We start from the raw sequence: 21,555 nt of genomic DNA, 5'->3' as shown, positions 1-21,555 counted from the left end.
GCACGAGGCGGTCATGGGCACGCGCCACAGCGAGTTGGACAATGCACGGAAGTTTTCGAACGGGATCACCGCTGTGCTCTATGCATTCAACAGCGGCGCGTCGACTGTCGTCATATCGGGCATCAATCCCGGCTCGACCGGCCATGTCTACAACGAACTCGGCTTGAGGAGGCTTCATAGCGACATGGACAGCTCGATCTTGCTGAAGCTACGCGGCCGTGGCGCCAATCTCTTCACGGCCGATCCTGAAGTCGCGGTATCGACCGGGCTGCCGCTGTGGCAGGCATCCCCAGTTCCACTGCCAGTCTGCGGTGCTCTCTCAGATGGCGATACGACAGCTGCTCCCGCGGCTACCTTGGCGTTGGTGAGCCCGAGGCCTGCTCACGTCGCCGCTCGAGGCAGCTAAGTATTACTGGTTAACACCGCCCGATGCTCTGTAATTGCAATAGTGTTAGCTGCAGCTAGGCTGATGTGGCAACGAAGTATTCGCACGTGTGAAGCGGCCGGCCATCCTGTTGCTCAACGAGTAGACGCCCCGCGGGTTTCTGGCCAGCGGGGCGCTAAACTGAACCCTGAGCGAAGCTCAGCTCTGCACTCATTCAAGGTTCCCAAAACGGAGAAGGTTAGTCTCCAGCACCCTTCCCGCTACCACCTTCAAAGTCCAAACAATTCTCCGGTCCCCTCATGGCTTCCCGGTAGCCCAGCGTTTGCAGGGTGTGTGGCCAAAGGCTGGGGAGTGCCGCAGCGCCCCAAGCGTGCAAATTGCTCTCTGAACGCCGATCATTCTCCGAAGCTGGGGAGTAGCGCTAAAAATCCCTAGGTTTTGACGACAGCAATATCAATGGTCTAGCGCCGGCCTTGCTGCCGCCAGTTTTGCGGTTCGCTCGCCTGTCCAAACAAGACCACAACTATGCCATCTCTTGCCAGGTCCGGCTTGCACCAGCTCCGGACATCGCCAAGCCACTACTCGGACGTCGCGTTTGGGGCCGGAAGTGGACGGGCAGCTTTTCGGGAAGACAATGTTAAGAGCAGCCGTTCCGTTGGCACCTCATAGCGGCCATCCAAGCTTATTGCTCCCTTAAATCTGATGTAACGAACGCGTGCGAGTCACTCCGGCGAGAGCAGTTCAAAAGTCGATGGTGCTTCTGACTCCAACAACGAGGGCGTTGGGGATTGCCTGGCCGGTCGCATCATCCGCAGCTCCTCCGCCGGGATGGACAATGTACTGGAAATCCGGCTGAATATTCCACCATGGTGCCGCGACGAAGTCGTAATTCACCTCGAATATGGTCTCGCCGGAACGTATCGGATACGCTGTGCCTGTTTCGGTTGCGGTGTCTCTATCAAGATTCGATGCCGCATGGCTGATAGCTGAATGACTAACGCCAACGGTCAACGTATCGTCTTTGCGCGTTGGCGATAGGCCCGTAAAGGCCAGGCCTACGTCGACACCCCACGCGACCAGATTCCTGTCAGAAGGCGCCAACTGCCCGCGCAAGAAGCCACCGACTTTGGTGCCGCTTCCCTCAAACAGCGTCTGGTCGACCAGCGCGTAGACACCCCAGTTCCCCGAATGCATGACCGAACCCACCGCTTGAGGCGACGCGAGCGGCACCACACTGCCCGAACCGCTCAGGCCATATCGCTCATCGGCAAACGTGCTGGTGTGATACCAGCCGCCGAGCTTGTAAGAAACCGATGGCCCGTCCGCAGCACCGTCCGGATTGAGTTCGTACGCCAGTTCGGCCATCAGCAGGGCGCCACCGGCCGAACTGAAGGTGGTGCCGTGTAGGTTGCAAACCTGCGGATCGTTTTGGCAATCTCGTCCGGCCGGGTCGCCGCTGAAAAGCCCACTGCGCACGACAAGTTTCGGCTTGAGGTAAACGGCTGAAACCACACCGAGCGTCGCAAGCGGATAGGCCGGTCCGCCGCTCGGCAAATCCGAGGCATTCAGCACAGGCCATCCAAACGCACCGTTTAGCAATTTCCCGGCTGAATTGCTCGTTGCGAAATCCTCGTCCGCCGCAACCTGCCCCAACCTGACAAAACTGCCGTCTGCAAACGTTTGCTGGACCCAGGCGGTGAAGAGCCGCGTCGTCGGAACCGCATCGATGTTACTCGGATCGCCGAGGCTGGCAACCTCAGCGGCGACATTGCGATCATTGAGATCGTGTATTTGATACACCGTCACATGGGCAGATCCACCCTGCCACCGACCCATCTTCTCAAAATCGAGGTCCAAGTTGACGTCGAATCGTCCTTCGTAGGTCGCGCCCTGGCGGATGCCGCCACCCGCCACATCCATGACCTCGCTCACGTAATCGAGGGTGAACTTAATGCCTTTGTCCTCAAGCGCCGTCCGGTCGCCATTCCAGTCCCCAGTGAGGTGATCCCACTGCCAGATTGAGCTACCTGCTTGGCCGGACGCGTCGGCGGCGCCGGCCGGAGCCGCGAGCAAGATTAAATCCGCCAAAAAAATGAATGACAGCGACCGTTGCAACCGACCGCATCGGGACTTCACTTGGCATCCTCCACAATAGGCAAAACCTCGACCACAGACATCATCCCACGACCTCGTGCTCAAGGATGTGGCAGTGCATCACAAATCTCCCGACGTGCACCGGCTCGAGTTCGTTTTCTGCGTTCCGATCAAAATCCCGGCGGCCGGCCCAGCGAATTTGGTGCCGCTGCCGTTGGCTGTCAATGACGCGGAATCGGACCTCGTATTTTCGCGCAAAAGGGACCCCGGCTTTCGGTTGTGGGAGGCACGCCGGTAAGCGCCCGATCAGGCGGAGCTGGTCGGGGTTGCACAGCCTGATCGGGCGCGGCTGATTAGCTTTTCGGCTTTAGCTTTGAGATCGGCTTTTGAAGCGCCAGGACTCGTTTCCGGTCTCGACGATCTCGCAGTGGTGAGTGAGGCGGTCGAGCAGCGCGGTGGTCATCTTGGCATCGCCAGCGAAGACGCTCGGCCATTCCCCGAAGGCAAGATTGGTGGTGATGATGATCGAGGTGCGTTCATAGAGCTTCGAGATCAGGTGGAAGAGCAACTGCCCGCCGGCCCGGCGCTATCATAAGCAACCGGCGTAACGCCCTTGTGGCTCCACCGAAGATTTGCGTAGTTGGAATCCCCCGACTGAAAAGCGTAGACGCCTTCCATAGGGCCATTCGTGCGGTTAAGCGCCTCCAAGAGATACTGCACTGGAGGCCGCGCCTGTTGGAAAGCTCCTGCGATTGCTACGCGACCGTTAAGGCATATTACCACAACTCCTGCTAAGCCGCTAAACCTGCTGAAGGCAGCGCAGAAGCTACCAAGTCGGCATCGCTTAACCGCTATCCCCAGGTTCCCACCCGGTTGGACCGTGCCGAAAAGAATAACTGGCTGAGATTTCGAACCCGGACTGCGAAGGCTGCCAGGCCCGACATTCGACCGTGATCCGTGGGTGCTCGATGCGAATGATGTTAAACGAATTTGCAGCTTGGCGAAGCCGCGATGAAACCGCCGTTCCCGCTTGAATGAGCAGCGCGGCGTAGCCGTCGACAAGGTAGCGCCGTGCGCTCGGCACGAAGCGCATAGTCGGTCGTGTCACGGCCTCGCAGATGGCTTCTGCGTCTGCAGCATCATTCTTCTGCCGCTTCAGATAGGGCTTCACATACTGTGCCGGCAGTAGTCGCACATCGTGGCCACGTGCGATCAGCTCGCGAGCCCAGTAATGCGATGAACTGCACGCCTCGATCCCCACCAAGCATCGCGGCAAGCTCTCGAAGAACGCCAGTACGCGCCTACGAGTCAGCTTCCTGCGAACGGAAACCTCACCAACCGCATCCACGCCGTGCACTGGAAACACGGACTTCGCAATATCCAGACCGACCGTCATAACGTTGCTCATCATAGCGCTCCTCCATCTCTGATCCCCCGAACATACCGCAGGGAGGGAGGAGAGCCGTCCACCGCATCAGAAGCGGACTGGCAGCTTCACGGTGCGGACCGTGAAAACCGGACGTTCAGGTGGACGTGGGCATGGTCGTTATCTAACCCCGGTGGGGACAGCCGGCTTGGCCGCATCAGGGGCACGGACAGCACCGATCCTGCTCAGCCTACAATTTCGTCGCGGGTTAGACGCCCCGTATTTTTTGAAGCACAGGAAGGAGACCCGAGACGATGTCTTTCTGCAAGACAGACAGCTCGATTCCAATTTGCATTTAAGCCGGGAGGCCAACTTTGCTGAGGCCCTCGGACAGATGGTCAACGTCGGCTTGATCGCGGAAGGGGAGCCGTCCAACATGCTCGGCAAAGGAGTATTTCGGATTGATCTCCATCAGTTCGCGCCAGACCCGGCCGGCTTCCTCGGCCTTGTCCAAATGGCCGAGCGCGACAGCAAGAAAGGCGCGAGAGAGGTCGGTCTTCGGGGCGAGCTGTATACGCTCCCTGAACAGCGCCGTGGCAGCTTCGAATTTGCCGGCGACAAGATAGGCGGAGCCGAGAAAGTGGATGTACAGCTGCTTCAACGCGGGATCGAGCCGGATGGCTTGTTCGATATGGGGAATAGCCGCGAGGGGCTGGCCGCCATAGATGTTGACGATGCCGCGCGAGTTGTGCGCCTGAGCGTAGTTCGGATTGAGATTCAGCGCCGCGTCCGCTTCAGCCGCGGATCGGTCGAGATCCTTTTTCCATAAGTAGAAGACCGAGGCGACATAGTGCACGAAGGCAACCTGCGGACTCTTCTGCAGGGCTAACTCGACATCGCGCTCAGCCTTTTCAAGCGACTCGCTCCAGCCATCCGTCCAATGGAACTGCCAGTTGAGCACCTCGGCCATTGCGAGGCCGGCATAGGGTTCGCCATAGCTCGAATCCTGGGCGATCGCTTGCGCGAACAGGTCGATCGAGCGCTCGAACACGTCGCGGTTCCTGATGGCCCCCCACAGCGCCTCGCGCCCGAGCAGGAAAAAGTCGTGTGCCTTGCTGCTGGTTGTTTTGACAGCACCAAGCATCGCGGCTTCGCTCGGGCTCAGTTTGATCATCAGCGCGTCGACGATCCGCCGGGTGACCTCGTCCTGGACCTCGAAGACGTCGCTGAGTTCGCGATCGAAGCGGTCGGCCCAAAGGTGTCCGCCGGTTTCCGCATCGATCAGCTGTGCGGTGATCCTTACACGGTTGCCGGCGCGGCGGATGCTCCCTTCGAGCACTGAGCGGACACCGAGTTCACGGGCCACCTGCCGCACGTCGACAGCCTTGCCCTTATAGGTGAAGCTGGAGTTGCGCGCGATCACCAGCAGGCCGCTGACCTTAGAGAGGTCGGCAATCACATCCTCGGTTATCCCGTCGGCGAAATATTCCTGCTCAGGATCGCCGCTCATGTTCTGGAACGCCAACACGGCAATTGAAGGCTTGTCGGGCGGCGCGAGCTGTGGCGAAGGCTTCTCCGGCACAGCGGGCTCCGCAGGTGTCGCGGGCTTCGCCTGAGCGGGGACTCCGACTTGCAGCGAATAAACTCGGACCGGATCGGCGATATTTTTGAGTTGCACCGCGCCGCGATCGTTGATTGCGAGATCGAGCCTCGCCTTGACCTGCCAGTATGCTTGCTCGGAGAGACAGATGCTGCCAGGCTCGCAAATGCCTTCGAGCCGCGCGGCGATATTGACGCCGTCGCCCATCAGATCGCCGTCGCGCTCCTCCACGACATCGCCCAGATGGATGCCGATGCGAAAGTCGATGCGGCGGTCCGGCGGCAGCCCGGCATTGCGCTCAACCATGCCATTCTGCACCTCGATGGCGCAGCGCACGGCCTCCACGACGCTGCGGAACTCGACGAGGGCTCCGTCCCCGGTGCGCTTGACCACGCGACCATGATGCACGGCGATCGTCGGATCGATCAGATCGCTCCGCAGCGCCCGCAGCCGCGCCAGGATGCGATCCTCGTCCGCGCCGGCGAGCCGGCTGTAGCCGACCACATCCGAGACCAGGATCGCTGCTATTTTCCGGGTCTCACTCACGTCGTGCTCCCTCTATCCAGCCTACTGCAGCCAGATCAGTGCCGTCCTTCTCAACATAGAGCCGTTAAGCACAGGGAAGATAGCCCCGAGCCATTGGTCGGATGGTCCGCATAGGATCGACCCGAGTCGTTCGAGACAGGTCGGCGAAGCGCCAGACCTGGCGCAATCAAGACGTCCAGCCCTGTCAGCCGCGTCTGCTTTGAGGCAGCGGCTAAGCAAATCTCTAGGGCCGACATGCGGCGCATAGCAGACATTCAGTCGCTGACCGACCGCGCCTCGGTCGCTTCATCCCCTCCACGTCGCAGAGCGGAGAACGGCCTGCATATGCTCTGCCAAGTCGAGCTCACACCTCCCCTCGATTTCTAAAAGATACCGAGCCTTGGCTAGGCAGTCCGCCTCCCCAACTGCAGGGTAGCCGCAGATGGCGAGCAACGCCCTCTCCTCCTCCCGGCTCGCTCTGTCGGACTGGCTGCGGCCACCGCCCTTGTGATGCAGGGCTTCAGCGAACGCAGCATAGCTTATGCGCCTCCATCAGCGCTTGCAGACTATCGGACGGTCCTCGGTCTTGACCTGGCGGTTCGGTACAGAGCGCCGTTGCCGCAACTGTTGAGGCGACGACTGCGCTGCCAGAATGGAGGAGCAAGGCGCGGCGGTTGATCCTAGACGTGGCGGACTCTCCATTTGCTTTGAAGCCTATTAAGCCAGTGACCTAAGCCGGCTAGACCGTAACACGATGGTTTACGCGTTCCTGTCAGGATGGAGAGGCTACTGGCAGACGACAGTCAGGACAGCCAGGCGATGCGCAGCGCCGGCGGATGGCGGCCCGACGAACCCTCCGGTGGACGCTTGGATTTGGTGGCGGACGTATCGCCTGCGCTCTTTCCATCGGGACCGTGAAGCCTACGCATCCGCAGTACGGAAGATGGCGCCAGCCGGCAAGCCAGCGCTCGGCCGCTATCTTACGGCCGACGCTGGCGATGTCGGCAATCGGGTCCGTAGTAAGCCTCTCTCCCGGCAGCCGAACCGGCCGCCCATCGCTAGCCACCGCAGGCCAGGTCGACGCGGTTCGACTTTGACTATCCACCACCTCGTTGTGTGCCGGCGAGAGGCTGCCTCAGCGCCGTCCCTGACTACGCCCCTTTCCCGGCCTCATCCTCATCAAAGTGCGGAAACGGCTCCCGCACATTGCACTAACTCACGGGGATAGCTGAGAAATCGACATTCTCGCAAGGTGCAGTAAACATGCGTACATTGCGAAATCACTATCTAACGCATTGAAAAACAAAGACCCGTCCGCCGCGCAATGTGCGGCCTTTTATCCTGCCATCTTAATCGGTTGTTTTTGGCGATACTTTGTAACCATCGTCTTTCCTCCTTCAGGATGCGATAATATACGAATCTATGCTCTGCGCTACGATTCCGCGTTCTGGCGTTGAGTTCCGATGCGCCGTGCAATCTTCCGCGCTCTGCGACGGGCTGTTTTGGCTGCATGAGTGCAGCGCTCGAACCATCGTGGCGCACTTTTCCATCGGACTGACGGAGCATCGTCACAGGCAATCGAGCGCGGTCCGGCCGTCTGTCGATCGGCGCGGCCGCAGGCAGGATAACGTGCGTTCCGTCGTTCCTGGTCTGCATCGGTCCTCATCCGCCGGAGCGGATCTCCCTTGTTCAGATGGCGTCGGTCAGCGGGCCGGCGCCATGCGTTTCAAATGCCGCCGCACTGCTCATCGATGCGCTCCCAGCAGCTTGCGGTCCTTGACATGGGCGCGCCGCTCGGCGGCGTCCTCACTCGCGGCCGGATCGCCGACGTAGAACGTTCCATCGCTCCACATGGCGTGCATGATCACCGCCAGCTTGCGTGCCACCGCGACACAGGCTTTGCGGTGGCAGGAGCGTTTGGCGATGTCCCGGCCCCAGCTCTTGACCCTGTCCTTGCCCTTGAAGCGCGTCATCAAACCTGACGCCGCTTCGTAGAGTGCGCGCCGCACGTCCGCGTCGCCGGCCTTGGAGATGCGGCCCTGAACGTCGATCGAGGTGCCTGACTGCCAGCGCCGCGAGGTCAGGCCAAAATAGGCCGCGACGTCGCGCGAGCGGTGGAAGCGGGTGGGATCGTCGATCGCCGTCATGAACGAAAGCGCCGTCACCGGACCGACGCCGGGGATGGCCATGAAGCGCCGGCACGGTTCGCTGCGCGCCACCGTTTTGACGACGAGATCGTGCAGGCGGCAGTACTGTTTCCACAGTGCCGCGCGCGCCGACAGCATCGCGTCCATCAGCTCGCTCGACAGCGGATCGTTCGCCACTGCCACCCGCACCGCCAGATCGAAGGCTCCGCGTCCGACCTTGCCCAGACGGATGCCAAACGACTTCAGCGAATGGCGGATGGCGTTCTCCAGGTCGAGGAACTTAGCCTTCAGATTGCGCCGGTGGGTCAGCAGAAGCCGCGTTCGATAGCAGCTTTCCGACTTGATATAAGCCTGGCGGAACCAGCCGGTGCGCATGATGTGGGCGATGCCGAGTGCATCAGCCTTGTCGGTTTTGTTGCGCTGCGCCGACATCGCGGCGCGCACGTGTTGCGTCTCCAGGCAGATGGCCGGCAGGCCAAGTTTCTTGAGTTCCGGATGCAGCCAGGGCGACAGCGAGCCTGCCTCGTGGCCGACGCGGCGAAGTCGCCCGAGAAAGGGCTTGAGGATTCCGAAGATCGCTTCCGGATCGGTCACCACCGCCGCCTCCAGATGCACCGCGCCCTCGTCGTCGACGACGCAAACCGCTGTCTCGTCCATCGCCACGTCCAGTCCACAAAAGAATTCCATCGTCCGCCTCCTGCGCTGTTTGACAGGTGCAGAATGTGCCGCCGAACTGCCGACCATCGCCAGCGGAGCCGCGGCTGACACACAGCTTTGCAGCCCTTCCATGCGACCGCCCCGATTACGGGCGGCAATCTTAATCGGTTGTATGTAAGCGTCCGGTCTCTGCACCCAGATTGAGTAGTGCATTTGCGCGACATGTCGGGCTCCTTCGTAGCATGGAGGATCTCCGGTGAATTTGAGACATTTCGAGAACAAGGCGCGGCAATCCTATTGGGTGGTTCACGTCGAGGCGTGGCAGCGCAGCGGTCTGACCCGGACGGAATATTGCCGCGTGCATCGCCTGACGAAGGACACGCTTGATCGCTGGCTGAAGTACTTTGCGGGCAACGACGCGGCCCGTAAGCAGGCGGAATTGCGCCGTCAGAAGCGCCTGGAAGAGCGAGCGAAGCGGCAGAAAAAGGGAACTCGGCGGCGCTTTGCGATAAGCGCGGATGTTCGCAACCGTGGTGTCCAGGCGTTCTGGGCCATGCATGTTGAAGCCATGAACTGGAGCGGCATGGCGTTCGCGAATACACCGCTGCGCTGCATCTTTCGCCGTATTCGCTGCGCATATGGCGTGACCGATTGGACGAGGGCGAGGTCGAAATCGACTGGCGGGCGCATCTTCATCCCTCCGCCAAGTCCAGGAGATTCTGGCTGATGCGAGGCCTGGGCTCGCGGTTACATACGTCGAGCAGGCTTCAGTCTTGCTGGCGGGGCCGGTTGAATGCCTGCGGGGCGGATTGATTGTTGGTGCCCCAGCGGCTGCTCAACGGCGCCAAGGAACGCGGATCAGCCTCGACTGATCCTTGCGCCGCGACCGCGACCGTCAAGCCTCGTCGCCGGCAATGTCTTCTGTGGATGGCTCCCGCGATGCAAGGGGTGATTTGACGTTTTGACGATTGGGTCAGGTGCGGTCTTCTGTCCGGCCTGTTGATGCAGTCGTTCATGTTGACCGCTGGCCTTGATGGTATCCGCGAGTCAGGTCCCACTCTGCTTTGCGGGCAATGACGCCCACGACATTCGCACGGGTTATCCCAGCTCCCGGTATGACCGGTTCGCCATCACATCTCATCGCCCTTGCAACTGGTGAACTTCCTTTTCCTTCTTGGGTCAATGTGGTTGGCGCCTAGGGGGTATCTGCAATCCGCCGCGAACATTGAGGGTGAAGGCATCGCCGCTGTCGTAGCCGGCCTCGGCTCCGAGGAAGAAACTACAGCCGCTATCAGCTTGGTAGGCCATGTCGGCTCCGACGCACCCAAATCCTTGCGAAACCTGTATTAAAACGTTCACGCCGCCGGCTAAATCAGCAGCGCGCGCTGATAATTCGCCAGGCGAGCTAAATCCTGTGTAAGCTGGGAGTCTGGTTTTTCGCAGGGTGGACTATGCACGTTTCGCCGGGGCTAGGGCTTTGATGAGGAGCGGCGAAGCGTACGGTCGAGATTTCGCCAAGCGTTTCGGGGCAAAAGAAGCCCCAGCACTGGTATCGAAAACCCTTCGCAAATCGGAGGTAGCCGCAACTTACTTGCGGCAATATTCACCAACCAATGAATTGTCGGACCCCCAGCCGGTGGTAGACGCCTATTTTGCAAGCTACGTCATGCTGGACAATCCAAGCTTCCGCCTCTGGGAGGACGGCAAAGCTGTTCGGGAGGCGCCAGTGCTGGCCGGACAAACGACGTTCATCGACCTGAGGCTTGCCCCTGTTATGCTCGTCAACAATCCAATGGACGCGCTGCATTTCTATATCCCGCGCGCGGCGTTTAACGCAGTTGCGGATAATGCCGGCGTGGCGCGTATCGGAGATCTCGTCCATGAGCATGGCCGCGGCGCAGACGATCCCGTTATGCAGGCGCTAAGCGCTGCTTTGATGCCAGCATTCAGTGCACCGGATCAGGCAAGCCGGCTATTCATCGACTATGTCACGTTGGCCGTCGTGGCGCATGTCGCGCACCGCTACGGATCGATGAAAGCCCTGCCGGCCCGTGGCGGACTAGCACCTTGGCAGCTGAGACGTGCCATGGAAATTCTCGATGCGCATATCGAGGGCGATATTTCCCCCGAGTGGCTGGCGTATGAATGCGGGCTGTCGCCCAGCCATTTTGCCCGCGCCTTTCGGGCTTCGACCGGCCTGCCGCCACACCGTTGGCTACTGCAACGGCGCGTCGACCGAGCCAAGAATGCGCTCACTAACACCGGGATGTCGCTTGTAGCGATTGCGCTGTCCTGCGGCTTTGCTGACCAGAGCCACTTCACCCGCGTCTTCAGCCGCCTTGTCGGCATATCTCCAGGCGCTTGGCGGCGTAGGAAGCATGACTCGACAGATCGCCTCGTCTAAGCAGAGCTTCGTGCGCAAATTCGCCAAGTGCAACGAAAACGGGCAATACGGCTGAAAACGGAGGAACGAGGATTGCCCCGATTGCGTGCGCTCAGCACGGTCAGGGAGGATTTTCGTGCAAAAGAAAACCAAAATTGGTAGGCGCCTCACTAGGTGGCTTGGAGCCGCCGCACTGGTAGTGGCCGCGGTGAGCAGAACCACGTTAGCGGCGGAAGCCCCTGCGGCACCGCCAATTCCGCCAAATCAATCAGCGCAGGATCTGGTCAACGCCCTGCATTCAGCATTTGGCGAGCATCATGCTCGCGCCGTCCACGCCAAGGGGATCCTGCTGGAAGGCACTTTCACCGCATCTGCGGAAGCCGAGACGCTCAGCCAGGCATTGATCTTCTCCGGAAAAAGTCTGCCGGTGGTCGCCCGGTTTTCCGACTTCACAGGCATACCCGAGATTCCCGACACGATTGGCGCAGCCAATCCGCGCGGCTTCGCGTTCAAGATCAAAGCAGAAGACGGCGACGAGGTCGATGTCGTGTCCCACAGCTTCAATGGGTTTCCGGTCGCCACCAGCGATGAGTTCGCGGTATTCCTGCGCGACATCGGCGCAAGCGGCCCGGGAGTGGCTCACCCAAACCCGATCGAACAGTTCCTAGAGACACATCCGATCGCCAAGACTTTCGTGTCGACGCAAAAGCCGCCGCCAGCATCTTACGCCACTACGGCATTTTTTGGCGTCAACGCTTTCACCTATAAAAATGCCGCCGGCAAGGCCGTGCACGTGCGCTACCGGCTCATTCCGCAGGCCGGCGAACTTTACCTAACAGCCGCGGATCTCGCGACCAAAGGACCCAATTATCTCCGCGAGGAGATTCTCGAGCGCATCGCTGCGCAGCCGATAGGCTTCGACTGGTATGCACAGATTGCCGAGGACGGTGACAAGATAGAAGATCCATCAATCGCCTGGCCTGAGCAGCGCAGGCTGGTAAAACTCGGTTCGATTACAATCACGAAGATCGTCGCCGATCAGGCGGCTGCAGACAAAGGTACGCTGTTCCTGCCCGGCCAGCCACATTCTGGGATCGATCCTGCCGATCCGATGCTGACGCTGCGCAACGAGGCCTATCCGATCTCGTTCCAGGAACGGCAATAGTCCGATGGACGAGGATAGGTCATCGCCGCCATCCGCCTATATGCCAACTATGAAGGCCTGCCGCGTCCACAGGTTTGGTCCACCCGAAGTCATAACGCTGGAGATAATTGCCCGCCCACGGCCCGGCCCGGGAGAAGTTCTCGTAAAGGTGGCAGCCGCCGGTGTTGGACCGTGGGACGGTTGGATACGTGCCGGCAAGAGTGCATTGCCGCAGCCCCTGCCATTGACGCTTGGATCGGATTTATCCGGGCTCGTCGAGGCGGTTGGACAGGGCGTCGAGGCATTCCGGGTCGGCGACTCTGTGTTTGGCGTCACAAACAGGCAGTTCACGGGAGCATATGCCGAGTTCGCCGTCGCATCGGCTAGCATGCTTGCGCGGAAGCCCGGCAGCGTGACGGACGTCACGGCTGCGGCGGTGCCAGTGATCGCCGTTACCGCATGGCAGGCGCTTTTCGACCACGCCCAGCTGCAACGCGGTCACACCGTGCTGGTTCATGGCGCGGCAGGCAACGTTGGTTCGTTCGCTGTTCAGTTCGCACGGCAGGCCGGATTGCGGATTATCGCGACAGGCGGTGCCAGAGACCTCGCCTACCTCGGCGAACTCGGTGCAGACGAGGTGATCGACTTCCAGTCCCGTCAATTCGAAACAAAGGTTAGCGGCGTTGATGCGGTTGTCGATCTGGTGGGCGGAGATACTCAGCGTCGCTCATTCCAGGTTCTCAAGCCAGGCGGCTGTCTGATCTCCGCCGTTTCGGTTCCCGACCAGGCCGATGCAGCCCGCTACAGGGTCCGCGCGTCGTTCTTCCTGGTCGATGTGACGACGCAATGTCTGGATATGATCGCCGGCCTCATCGACAGCGGTTCGATCAGATCACGCGTGGGCACAGTCCTCTCCCTTGGCGAGGCGGAGTTGGCCCATGAAATGCTCGAGGGAACGCGACCTCGCGCAGACGGCAAGATTGTCCTCAACATTAGCAACTGATGGAGATCCGATGCGCCTTAAAAGAAAACTTACGATCGTCGCGGCAAGTGTGACCCTTTGCCTAGGGTACACCCTTACTGTCCACGCAGACGACGACAAAGTCTCTCCAGTCTTTGCAGGAAAATTGCCAAACCTTCCCGGACAGACACTGACCGTCCTGCGCGTCGACTACCCGCCAGGCGGCAAATCCGGCAAGCATCACCACGCGGGATCGGTGCTAGCGTACGTGTTGTCGGGAACGATCCGTTCTGAAAACTCTGCGACCGGCCCCTCAAAAACCTACAAAGCAGGCGAGACCTTTTTTGAGCCTGCCGGCAGTGAACATCTAGTCAGCGAGAATGCCAGTAGCACCGAAAGCGCGAGCCTAATTGCAATCTTCGTCGCTGGAGACGGTGCGATTCTGAAGACTAGCGATTGAACCTTGAGCGGCGCGCATGACCCGCAATAAACTGGAAATGTCTGGTTTGGAGATAGCACTGAGAGGCCCTGAAAGACTGCATTGAGGCGCATCGCTGACCGACAGCTTTGGGCCGCTGGCAGACTCGCAGCTTCTGGATGCAAATCTTCGCGAGCGGACATTAATGAGCGGCGTGGGCAACGTCAGGATCTGACCGGATCCTGACGTTCGCTTCATGACTGTCTACGGACTGAAACCAGCCTTTCTGATTCCATATCGTCGGGTTGGAAGGTCATTCATCGCGCCAGTATGGGTGGGAACAGCTGAATTGGCGCGAGCCAATCAGACGGCGTTTGGTCTCCGATATCGTAGTATTTTCGCCCTGATGCAAGGTCATCGGGTTCTGGCCCCGAAGCGTGGCTACGAACTGGCCAAGCGAGCGGTCCGGCTGAATGGCCATCCACGACGTCTGCTTCTGGGGCGGAGACGAGTTCACCTAGAGGCGCATTTCGGACGTCCAGAGCTAGGTCTTGAACTGTACCAATGGTGCCCATTGATCACACAGATTCAGAGAAGGTTTGTTTCGGGTTCGTTTCCCTCTACCAACTGTGTTCGGCAAACGACCGTTTTCCGCATAGTCCGCGAATGCCACCTGGCCAAACGGCATTCTCCGGTGTTGGTGTATGGAAACTGCGTGCGGATTTCTATTGTTCGGATAACGCTCCACTAGCGGTACTGCACCTTTTCCAACAGTGCGAGAATATCTAGTTTAGAGCCAACGCAGTGAGCTGAACTCTAGGTCCGGTATGGAAGCAAAGCCGCCGACAAAAAACGTAGCACGCTGGCAGTTCGTGCTCACGCGCTATCTGGCGCACGTGCTAGAAGTCGATGCCATCAATGCTATCCAAATACCGAATCTAGTATCCCGCTTTGTCCATAAGCAACCGCAATTCGGGCTGAGGCGCGACCCAGAAAGTTCGAAAAGCTTCCAGGAACCCCAGTCGATCGCGAATTGTAGAACTATCTGACGACCGGTTTGGGCCGAAAGCAGGCGGTCCGGTTCCAGAATTAACTAGCGGGAAAGGCGCCATTTTGCTGGCGACCCCATCTCAGCCGCAACGACGTTGCTGACGCGTCGCGCCATAATCGGACCTCGGTGCGACTGCATAGGAACAACAGTGGGCCTCATGGCAGATTGAAACCAGCGTAGGGTTTCAGCGGGACGATTTCGAAGTCAAGCGTCCCCGCCCTCGCCAGCGGCAACGTCGCCAGCATCTCGCGAACCTCGATCTCGTCCCTCGCCTCGACGATCTGGCACGCACCGGGCATATCACCGCGATGCCAGATCTGGCGCGTGAAGCCGATGCTATAGAGATGGCGGGCCTGTGCCCCCTCGCTGGGTACCAGCTGTTCGAAATCAGCGTCGCTGAATTGGTCCGTTCGGCGTCGAGACAAAACAAGAAATTGCATCGGCCTGGTCTCCGAAGACTTACGCAACGGCTGCGATCATGTGGCGGGCATGCGCAGACCGGACGCCCTTGATCAGATCGGCGCCCTTTTCGCCGATCATCATCGTCGGCCCATTCGTGTTGCCGCTGATCAGGACTGGCATGATCGAGGAGTCGATCACCCGCAACCCGTCGAGTCCGCGCACACGCAGTTCGGGATCGACGACTGCGGTTTCGTCGACGCCCATCTTGCAGGTGCCAACAGGGTGATAGTCGCAGCAGGCATACTGCCTGATGTAGGCCATCAGTTCCTCGTCGGTCTTCGCAGCCGGCCCAGGCAGCCGTTCGACCTTGACGAACTTCGCGATTTCACTTTGCGCCAGCACCTCCCGGATGATCCGTACTGATTTCAGTGCCATGCCGCGATCGTAGGGATCGGATAGATAGTTGGGGTCGACCAGCGGCTCGCCGGCGGGGTTCGACGAGCGCAGCTTCACCGAGCCGATGCTACGTGGCCGAAGGAATGTCGAGTTGATGGTAAAACCATACCCGTCGAGCCGCGTCTGGCCGCCGCGCACCACCATCGCTGGCGCGATGTGAATCTGAAGGTCGGGCCGCTTCGCTCCCTCACTCTGGAAGAAGCCGCCGCCCTCAACGATCACCGAGGCGGCAGGGCCATTGCGATAGAGCAGCCAGCGAATGCCGTGCAGGAGCGCCTTGGGATAGCGATCCTGGCCGTCATAGCTGATCGGGTCCTTGAGCGTCAGATGGACGTTGGTGCAGAGATGATCCTGGAGGTTCCGCCCGACACCGCTGAGATCGGCGATCGTCGCGATCCCGAGAGCTTTCAACTCGTCGGCCGGTCCGATACCGGACAGCATCAGCAGGCGCGGCGAATTGATGGCTCCTGCCGATACGATCACCTCGTTTTCGGCCCGCAACACTTTCCGCGATTTGCCCTCGGACAGTTCGACGCCGACGGCGCGGCCGTTCTCGACAACGATCCTTGTGACCCGGGCATGGGTCCTGACTGTCAGATTGGGCCGCCTGCTGACGGGATGCAGATAGGAAACAGCGGACGAGCGGCGGCGGCCATCGCGACAGGTGACCTGGTAGAAGCCGGCGCCATACATGGTGTCGCCGTTGAAGTCGGGATTGAACGGCAGGCCATATTGTTGCACGGCGCGGACAAAGGCCCGGGTCAATGGGTGCGGGCCGACCTGATCCGAAACTGCAAGTGGACCGCCCTGCCCGTGATAGCGATTGGCGAGCCGATCATTGTCCTCGGATTTACGGAAATAGGGCAAGACATCCTCATAAGCCCAACCGTCATTTCCGAGTGCTGCCCAATTGTCGTAGTCCTCCTTTTGGCATCGGATGTAGATCATCGCGTTGATCGAGCTTGAGCCGCCAAGGGTCTTGCCTTGTGGATACCAGATGGAGCGGTTGTCGAGGTTCTTCTGCGGCACCGTGTGGAACCGCCAGTTGACGCCCGGCCCAAACAGCTTACCGATGCCGCCAGGAATATGGATCATCGGGTTCCAATCCCGGCTGCCAGCCTCCAGCAGCAGGACCTTGACGTCAGGATCCTCGGACAGGCGGTTTGCCAGCACGCAACCGGCCGAGCCCGCGCCGACAATGATGTAATCCCACATAGTCTGCCTCCACTCGCCCGAAGGCGCCTTCCCGTCAGCGCGACGAAACCCGACCGCGGACATTGCTCCTAAATCCTATTTGCCCCTGAAGGCCGGCGCCCGTTTCTCGGCAAAGGCTCGCAGCCCTTCAATCCGGTCCTCCTTGCCGAATGCCTCGACAGTCAGCCGATGCTCGATCTCGAGCCCGCTTTGCAGTTCTGTTTCGAATGCTGCCAGAACGGCCTTCTTGGCATAGGGCGTGATGGCAACCGACTTGGCGGCGATCGCAGCGGCGATCTCCAGCGCCCGTGGCAGGAGCCTGTCGGCCTCCACGACTTCGCTGACCAATCCTTTGCGCTCGGCGAGGCTCGCATCGACCATGTCGCCGGTCAGGACCATCTGCATGGCAAAGGATTTGCCGACGAGGCGTGGCAGACGCTGCGTGCCGCCATCGCCGGGAAACGAGCCGATCTTGATTTCAGGAGTCGCGAATTGAGCTGCTTGCGAGGCAATGACGATGTCGCACAGCAGCGCAAGCTCCAGCCCCCCGCCCAGCGCATAGCCATTCACGGCGGCGATAATCGGCTTGGTGAAGCCCTCAATGGCGCGCCAGCATGCCAGCCGTTCCGGGTCGGCATAGGAGGCGACCCCGCGTTCCAGCATGTCAGAGATGTCGGCGCCTGCCGCAAAGGCGCGACCGGCACCCGTCAGCACCACGCAGCCGACCTCCGTGTCGGCGTCGTAGCCAGAGAGCAGGTGGCTCAATTCGGCCAGCAGCGCTTTGGACAACGCGTTCAGCTTGTCCGGCCGGTTGAGCGTCAGCAGTCGGATGCCGGGCGCCGGTTCCACTGCCTGAACGAGGCGGTCCATCATCGATCAGGCGACCTTCCTGTAAAGCGTCTCCGCGCTCAATCCGGCAGCATTCAGCAGTCCCCGGATCTTCTCGATCTCGGCGGGGTTTGGCTTCATCAGTGGGGGCCGGACGTGAGCTTCGTCCAGTCGCCCGAGCACCACCAGCGCCTCTTTCATGCGATTGTGCATATCGAGAAGCGGCGCGTCATAAAAGGCCCGCACCGTCGGATAGATGCGGTCATTGATCGCCTTGGCAGTCTTGAGATCGTTCGCCTGCACGGCGCGAAACAGCGCAACCTGAAGGCTGGCGATGACGCTGCCGGCGCCCGACAAGAGCCCGTCGCAGCCAAGCGCCAGCGAGCCGAGCAGCCAGGCGCTGTGGGTGGTGAGGGTGTTGACCGGACGGTCGAGCGCTTTCAATTCGCGGATCTGGCGTTCATGCAAATTGCCATCGCCGCACTGGTCCTTGATCGCGACGATCGAGGGAAAACGACGGCAGAGGTCGAGCAATGTCTGCAGCGGGTAGGCAAGGTTCGATGCCAGCGGATACTGGAACAGGATGATAGGAAGGTTCGAAGCATCGGTGATGCGCTTCAGATGCTCGACGATCATCTCTGGGCGCAGATGCCCACCGAGCGTCATGAAGTCCGGCGGGAAAACCAGCAGCGCGTCGGCACCCGCCCGATCAGCATAAGCGGCGATGCGCGCGGCCTCGAGGCTGGAGTTTGTGTAGACACCGACAATGGTCGGAACCTGATCCTGCAACACATCCTTGGTTACCACTATCGCGCGGTATTGCTCGTCGATGGTGAGCGCGTGCACTTCGGCCGCATGACCGTTGATGGTGATGCCGGAAATGCCTTCGACCGAGGAGACGTCAGCGAGGTGCTTGCGGTATGCGCTCTCATCGACAGCCAGATCGGTGGTGAACGGCATCAGGCACGCGGGAATGACGCCGTGGGCAGCAAACGGTTTCTTGTCGCTCATCATTCAGATCCTATTTGAAATTCGGGACGCCGCGTCAGTGCGGCGTCCCGTTGCCCAGGGAGGACTTAGAAGCCCTTGCCGATCATGTCGGCGATGTTGTCCGGGGTCACTGAAACCGTCGGCAAGGTGATCGTCTCCGGGACCTCTTCACCCTTGGCCACCTTGTAAGCGGTCTCGATGCCTTCCGGCGCCACGAACGGATAAACGAAGGTTGCGGCGAGCTTGCCCTGTTTGACCGCCTCGAAAGCCGTCTCCTGGCCGTCGATACCGACCACCGCCACTTCATTGAGCCGGCCGGCGGCCTCCAGCACCTGGATTGCGCCGAGTGCCATTTCGTCATTGTGCGCGTATACCGCCTGGATCTGGCCTGGACCAAACCGCTGCACCATGTCTTCCATGAACTTCACCGCCTTGTCGCGGGTGTAGTCACAGTTCTGCGATGCGACCACCTTCATGTCCGGGTGCTTTGCGATCGCTTCCGCAAACCCCTTGTTGCGATCGATGGTGGCCGATGCCCCAGCCGTCCCCTGCAACTCGATGATGTTGCCCTTGCCATTCAGTTTCTTGGCAAGGAATTCGCCCGCGCCAACGCCGAGCGGCAGGTTCTCGCCGCCGACATGAACAGTCACAGGCGTGTTGACCTTGCGGTCGAGAGTCACAACCTTGATCCCGGCATCCATTGCTTCCTTGACGACCGGGGTCAGTGCCTGCTCGGTCAGCGGCGAGATCATCAGCACCTTGATGCCTTGTGCTATCAGGCTTTCGACGTCTGCCACCTGCTTGGAAGCATCGTTGTTGCCGTCGGTAACGATGAGATCGACATCCGGATAATGCTCAGCGGCGTACTTCTTGTTGCCCTCCACCATGGCGACGCGCCAAGGATGGTTCATGGTGCCTTGGCTGAAGCCGATCTTGATCTTGTCCTGAGCCAGGACCGCGCCCGGCATCATGGCGCCAAGTACCAGGGTGGCGGCAAGTGCTGTGGTGCGTAGGAAATGTCTGCGACTGGTCATTTTTTCACTCCTCCATTGTTTTTCGTTTCAGGCTCCAAAGCGCGACGGCCGGCCCGTCTGGCAAGTGCTGCCGCGCATGGATGTCAGGACCGTCTTTTGTGACGGTAGACCTCGAACATCACCGCGGCGATGATGATGGCGCCCTTCACGATCTGCTGCGTGAATGGCGATATGCCTAGTAAATTCAATATATTAGCCATGACAGCAATGATTGCGGCGCCGATCACGGTGCCGATGACGCCGCCTTCGCCGCCAAACAGGCTGGTGCCGCCGATGACGACAATCGAGATGGCCTCGAGTTCGAGATTGGTGCCGGCGGTGGGCTCACCAACGGTCAGCCGCGAGACGAAAACCAGGGCGGTCAGCGCCGACAACACGCCGGAGATGGCATAGACCGACATCAGCACGCGCGGCACGTTGATGCCGGCAAGCCGCGCCGCCTCGGTGTTTGAACCGACCGCGTAGATCTGGCGACCGAAAGGCGTGTGTCGCAGGACAACGAAAGCCGCGGCGGCTATGGCAACGAAGATCCAGATCGGTACGGGAATGCCGAAGAGAAAACCGCTGCCCAGATAGGAGAAGGCATCCGAAGCATCGCCAAGCGTCTTCGGCTCGCCGTTGGCAATGGTCATGGCAATGCCGCGCCCCATCACCAGCGTGCCGAGGGTCATGATGAAGGGCGGCATGCCAAAGAAAACGACGCCAGCTCCGTTGATGGCGCCGAACAGGGCTCCCATCCCCAGCGCCGCAATCATCGCCAGCGGGATTGGAACGCCAGATGAGAGCATCAGCGCGGTGGCAACCGCGACGACACCGACGATGGAACCGACGGAAAGATCGATGCCGCGTGTCAGAATGACGAAGGTCATGCCGACGCTGACGATGCCAAACAGCGCGACCTGGCGGCCGACATTCAACATGTTGCCGGTCTGGATGAAGCTCGGCGACAGATACACCGCGAAGGCGCACAACACGATCAGGACCCAGAGCAGGCCAAGGCTTTGCGCCCAGCCTCGCAACCGACCCACCGACCCCGGCCGGATCGACGCCAATCCCTGTCCCGTTGTCATCTCAGCCATTCCTTCCTCCCGATTCGTGCGCCATTGCGAGGGTCGATTGCTGTTGCAGCAGCCAGGCCACCGCATCGGCCAGCCCGCCCTCGTCGCAGTATGGTCCAACGAAATGCGCGAGCCGCTTGGCTTCCGGGACCGCGTTTTCGACCGTGACCGCCGTTCCGGCCCAGGCCAGCATCTCGAGATCATTCTCGGCGTCGCCGGCCGCGGCGCAGTCCTGCGCCGCCATTCCGAGTTCGGCCGCAACGGTCGCGATGGCAGTCTTCTTGGAGATGCCGAGCGGACCGATCTCGAGCAGACGTGGATGCGAACCCGATACCGACAGGCACCCGCCAAGCTGCACGCGCAGAGCTCCAAAGGCTTCACGGTCTGTGGGCAGCGCGGCGACACACATGATCTTGCCCGGTTCCCCCGGTAGGTCTTCGAGCGCCTTCGCCACGATCAAAGGCTCTGCGGTCACGCCGGCTTCGCGTGCGATGATCGGGTCTTCGGCAAGTGCGTGAATGGCTTGGCCGGTGAACCACATCGGTCGAACGCCCGCCGCTTGCGCCGTGGCCATGGTGTACAGCGCATCGGTGCGACCGATCCGCTGCTCGGACAGCGCAACGCCGGTCGAGACATTACCGATCCAGCCACCGTTAAAGCAGATGGCGAGGCCTGCAATCCCAAGCTTCTCCGCATAGGGCTTTACCCCGAGCGGCGAGCGCGCCGTTGCCAGAACAATCGTGATGCCAGCCTCTCGCGCCTCGCGAAGCGCGTCTGCCACACGCTGCGGCAACGCATGGTCATGCGTCAGCAAGGTGCGGTCGACATCGGTGACGATGAGGCGCGGAATGGTCATCACCCG

At 60.5% G+C, this 21,555-nt stretch carries 15 protein-coding genes and 3 pseudogenes; 6 read left to right on the top strand and 12 right to left on the bottom strand.

The genetic code is table 11. The annotated features are described in order from the left end of the window. Nucleotides 1-406, top strand: a pseudogene (locus AC1D2G_RS17720) (hypothetical protein); the annotation flags it as partial. Between the two features lie 720 nt (nucleotides 407-1,126). On the opposite strand, the gene AC1D2G_RS17715 reads toward AC1D2G_RS17720, so the two are convergent. The 5 genes and pseudogenes from AC1D2G_RS17715 to AC1D2G_RS17695 form a co-directional block, all read right to left on the bottom strand. Beyond that, complete coding sequence (locus tag AC1D2G_RS17715; RefSeq protein WP_477398170.1) at nucleotides 1,127-2,458, bottom strand: carbohydrate porin; 1,332 nt, start codon at nucleotides 2,456-2,458, stop codon at nucleotides 1,127-1,129. Nucleotides 2,459-2,846: 388 nt separating this feature from the next. Beyond that, nucleotides 2,847-3,062 (bottom strand): annotated as a pseudogene (locus tag AC1D2G_RS17710) (ATP-binding protein); the annotation flags it as partial. 495 nt (nucleotides 3,063-3,557) lie between these two features. Further along, nucleotides 3,558-3,887: pseudogene (locus AC1D2G_RS17705) on the bottom strand (IS110 family transposase); the annotation flags it as partial. Nucleotides 3,888-4,200: 313 nt separating this feature from the next. Continuing rightward, nucleotides 4,201-5,991 carry an adenylate/guanylate cyclase domain-containing protein gene (locus AC1D2G_RS17700; RefSeq protein WP_477415586.1) on the bottom strand — a complete coding sequence of 597 codons (1,791 nt, stop codon included), beginning with the start codon at nucleotides 5,989-5,991 and terminating at the stop codon, nucleotides 4,201-4,203. A 1,724-nt stretch (nucleotides 5,992-7,715) separates the two neighbouring features. Next, on the bottom strand, nucleotides 7,716-8,804 hold the full coding sequence (locus tag AC1D2G_RS17695; RefSeq protein ID WP_477304533.1) for an IS110 family RNA-guided transposase: 1,089 nt from the start codon (nucleotides 8,802-8,804) through the stop codon (nucleotides 7,716-7,718). Between the two features lie 226 nt (nucleotides 8,805-9,030). Between AC1D2G_RS17695 and tnpA the strand changes: the two genes are divergently transcribed. The 5 genes from tnpA (at nucleotide 9,031) to AC1D2G_RS17670 (ending at nucleotide 13,722) form a co-directional block, all read left to right on the top strand. Continuing rightward, on the top strand, nucleotides 9,031-9,501 hold the full coding sequence (tnpA, locus tag AC1D2G_RS17690; protein ID WP_477304531.1) for an IS66 family insertion sequence element accessory protein TnpA: 471 nt from the start codon (nucleotides 9,031-9,033) through the stop codon (nucleotides 9,499-9,501). A gap of 753 nt (nucleotides 9,502-10,254) precedes the next feature. Next, nucleotides 10,255-11,178, top strand: a complete 924-nt coding sequence (locus AC1D2G_RS17685) for a helix-turn-helix domain-containing protein (protein ID WP_477399648.1) — start codon at nucleotides 10,255-10,257, stop codon at nucleotides 11,176-11,178. A gap of 115 nt (nucleotides 11,179-11,293) precedes the next feature. Then, nucleotides 11,294-12,322: a catalase family peroxidase gene (locus AC1D2G_RS17680; RefSeq protein WP_477304527.1), complete on the top strand. Its 1,029-nt coding sequence runs from the start codon at nucleotides 11,294-11,296 to the stop codon at nucleotides 12,320-12,322. Nucleotides 12,323-12,371: 49 nt separating this feature from the next. Then, complete coding sequence (locus AC1D2G_RS17675) at nucleotides 12,372-13,304, top strand: NADP-dependent oxidoreductase (RefSeq protein WP_477304832.1); 933 nt, start codon at nucleotides 12,372-12,374, stop codon at nucleotides 13,302-13,304. 10 nt (nucleotides 13,305-13,314) lie between these two features. Then, nucleotides 13,315-13,722 carry a cupin domain-containing protein gene (locus tag AC1D2G_RS17670; RefSeq protein WP_477304526.1) on the top strand — a complete coding sequence of 136 codons (408 nt, stop codon included), beginning with the start codon at nucleotides 13,315-13,317 and terminating at the stop codon, nucleotides 13,720-13,722. Nucleotides 13,723-14,886: 1,164 nt separating this feature from the next. Here the strand turns inward: AC1D2G_RS17670 and AC1D2G_RS17665 are convergent. The 7 genes from AC1D2G_RS17665 to AC1D2G_RS17635 all read right to left on the bottom strand — a co-directional run bounded on the left by AC1D2G_RS17665 (nucleotide 14,887) and on the right by AC1D2G_RS17635 (nucleotide 21,549). After that, nucleotides 14,887-15,171 carry a muconolactone Delta-isomerase family protein gene (locus tag AC1D2G_RS17665; RefSeq protein ID WP_477226053.1) on the bottom strand — a complete coding sequence of 95 codons (285 nt, stop codon included), beginning with the start codon at nucleotides 15,169-15,171 and terminating at the stop codon, nucleotides 14,887-14,889. 19 nt (nucleotides 15,172-15,190) lie between these two features. Continuing rightward, nucleotides 15,191-16,804: a GMC family oxidoreductase gene (locus AC1D2G_RS17660; protein WP_477226052.1), complete on the bottom strand. Its 1,614-nt coding sequence runs from the start codon at nucleotides 16,802-16,804 to the stop codon at nucleotides 15,191-15,193. A gap of 75 nt (nucleotides 16,805-16,879) precedes the next feature. Further along, complete coding sequence (locus AC1D2G_RS17655; protein ID WP_477304524.1) at nucleotides 16,880-17,656, bottom strand: enoyl-CoA hydratase-related protein; 777 nt, start codon at nucleotides 17,654-17,656, stop codon at nucleotides 16,880-16,882. Nucleotides 17,657-17,659: 3 nt separating this feature from the next. Continuing rightward, the gene (locus AC1D2G_RS17650; RefSeq protein WP_477304522.1) at nucleotides 17,660-18,622 is read right to left on the bottom strand and encodes a dihydrodipicolinate synthase family protein; all 963 of its coding nucleotides are present in this window, start codon (nucleotides 18,620-18,622) and stop codon (nucleotides 17,660-17,662) included. Between the two features lie 65 nt (nucleotides 18,623-18,687). After that, the gene (locus AC1D2G_RS17645) at nucleotides 18,688-19,635 is read right to left on the bottom strand and encodes a substrate-binding domain-containing protein (RefSeq protein ID WP_010909835.1); all 948 of its coding nucleotides are present in this window, start codon (nucleotides 19,633-19,635) and stop codon (nucleotides 18,688-18,690) included. Nucleotides 19,636-19,718: 83 nt separating this feature from the next. Next, complete coding sequence (locus tag AC1D2G_RS17640; protein WP_477226049.1) at nucleotides 19,719-20,714, bottom strand: ABC transporter permease; 996 nt, start codon at nucleotides 20,712-20,714, stop codon at nucleotides 19,719-19,721. Beyond that, complete coding sequence (locus AC1D2G_RS17635; RefSeq protein ID WP_477304520.1) at nucleotides 20,707-21,549, bottom strand: Cof-type HAD-IIB family hydrolase; 843 nt, start codon at nucleotides 21,547-21,549, stop codon at nucleotides 20,707-20,709. The genes AC1D2G_RS17640 and AC1D2G_RS17635 overlap by 8 nt, the downstream gene beginning before the upstream one ends. Between the last annotated feature and the right edge of the window lie 6 nt (nucleotides 21,550-21,555).

Source organism: Mesorhizobium sp. P2_C7, from assembly GCF_056404515.1.
Note: the sequence above shows the minus strand (reverse complement) of the source record. Positions and strands in the feature narration are given on the sequence as shown.

What these genes read in the sequence shown, in the direction of transcription:
- AC1D2G_RS17695 (WP_477304533.1), bottom strand. Translation starts at nt 8,804, where the DNA reads ATGGAATTCTTTTGTGGACTGGACGTGGCGATGGACGAGACAGCGGTT.
- AC1D2G_RS17685 (WP_477399648.1), top strand. Translation starts at nt 10,255, where the DNA reads ATGAGGAGCGGCGAAGCGTACGGTCGAGATTTCGCCAAGCGTTTCGGG.
- AC1D2G_RS17675 (WP_477304832.1), top strand. Translation starts at nt 12,372, where the DNA reads ATGAAGGCCTGCCGCGTCCACAGGTTTGGTCCACCCGAAGTCATAACG.
- AC1D2G_RS17670 (WP_477304526.1), top strand. Translation starts at nt 13,315, where the DNA reads ATGCGCCTTAAAAGAAAACTTACGATCGTCGCGGCAAGTGTGACCCTT.
- AC1D2G_RS17665 (WP_477226053.1), bottom strand. Translation starts at nt 15,171, where the DNA reads ATGCAATTTCTTGTTTTGTCTCGACGCCGAACGGACCAATTCAGCGAC.
- AC1D2G_RS17660 (WP_477226052.1), bottom strand. Translation starts at nt 16,804, where the DNA reads ATGTGGGATTACATCATTGTCGGCGCGGGCTCGGCCGGTTGCGTGCTG.
- AC1D2G_RS17655 (WP_477304524.1), bottom strand. Translation starts at nt 17,656, where the DNA reads ATGATGGACCGCCTCGTTCAGGCAGTGGAACCGGCGCCCGGCATCCGA.
- AC1D2G_RS17650 (WP_477304522.1), bottom strand. Translation starts at nt 18,622, where the DNA reads ATGAGCGACAAGAAACCGTTTGCTGCCCACGGCGTCATTCCCGCGTGC.
- AC1D2G_RS17645 (WP_010909835.1), bottom strand. Translation starts at nt 19,635, where the DNA reads ATGACCAGTCGCAGACATTTCCTACGCACCACAGCACTTGCCGCCACC.
- AC1D2G_RS17640 (WP_477226049.1), bottom strand. Translation starts at nt 20,714, where the DNA reads ATGGCTGAGATGACAACGGGACAGGGATTGGCGTCGATCCGGCCGGGG.
- AC1D2G_RS17635 (WP_477304520.1), bottom strand. Translation starts at nt 21,549, where the DNA reads ATGACCATTCCGCGCCTCATCGTCACCGATGTCGACCGCACCTTGCTG.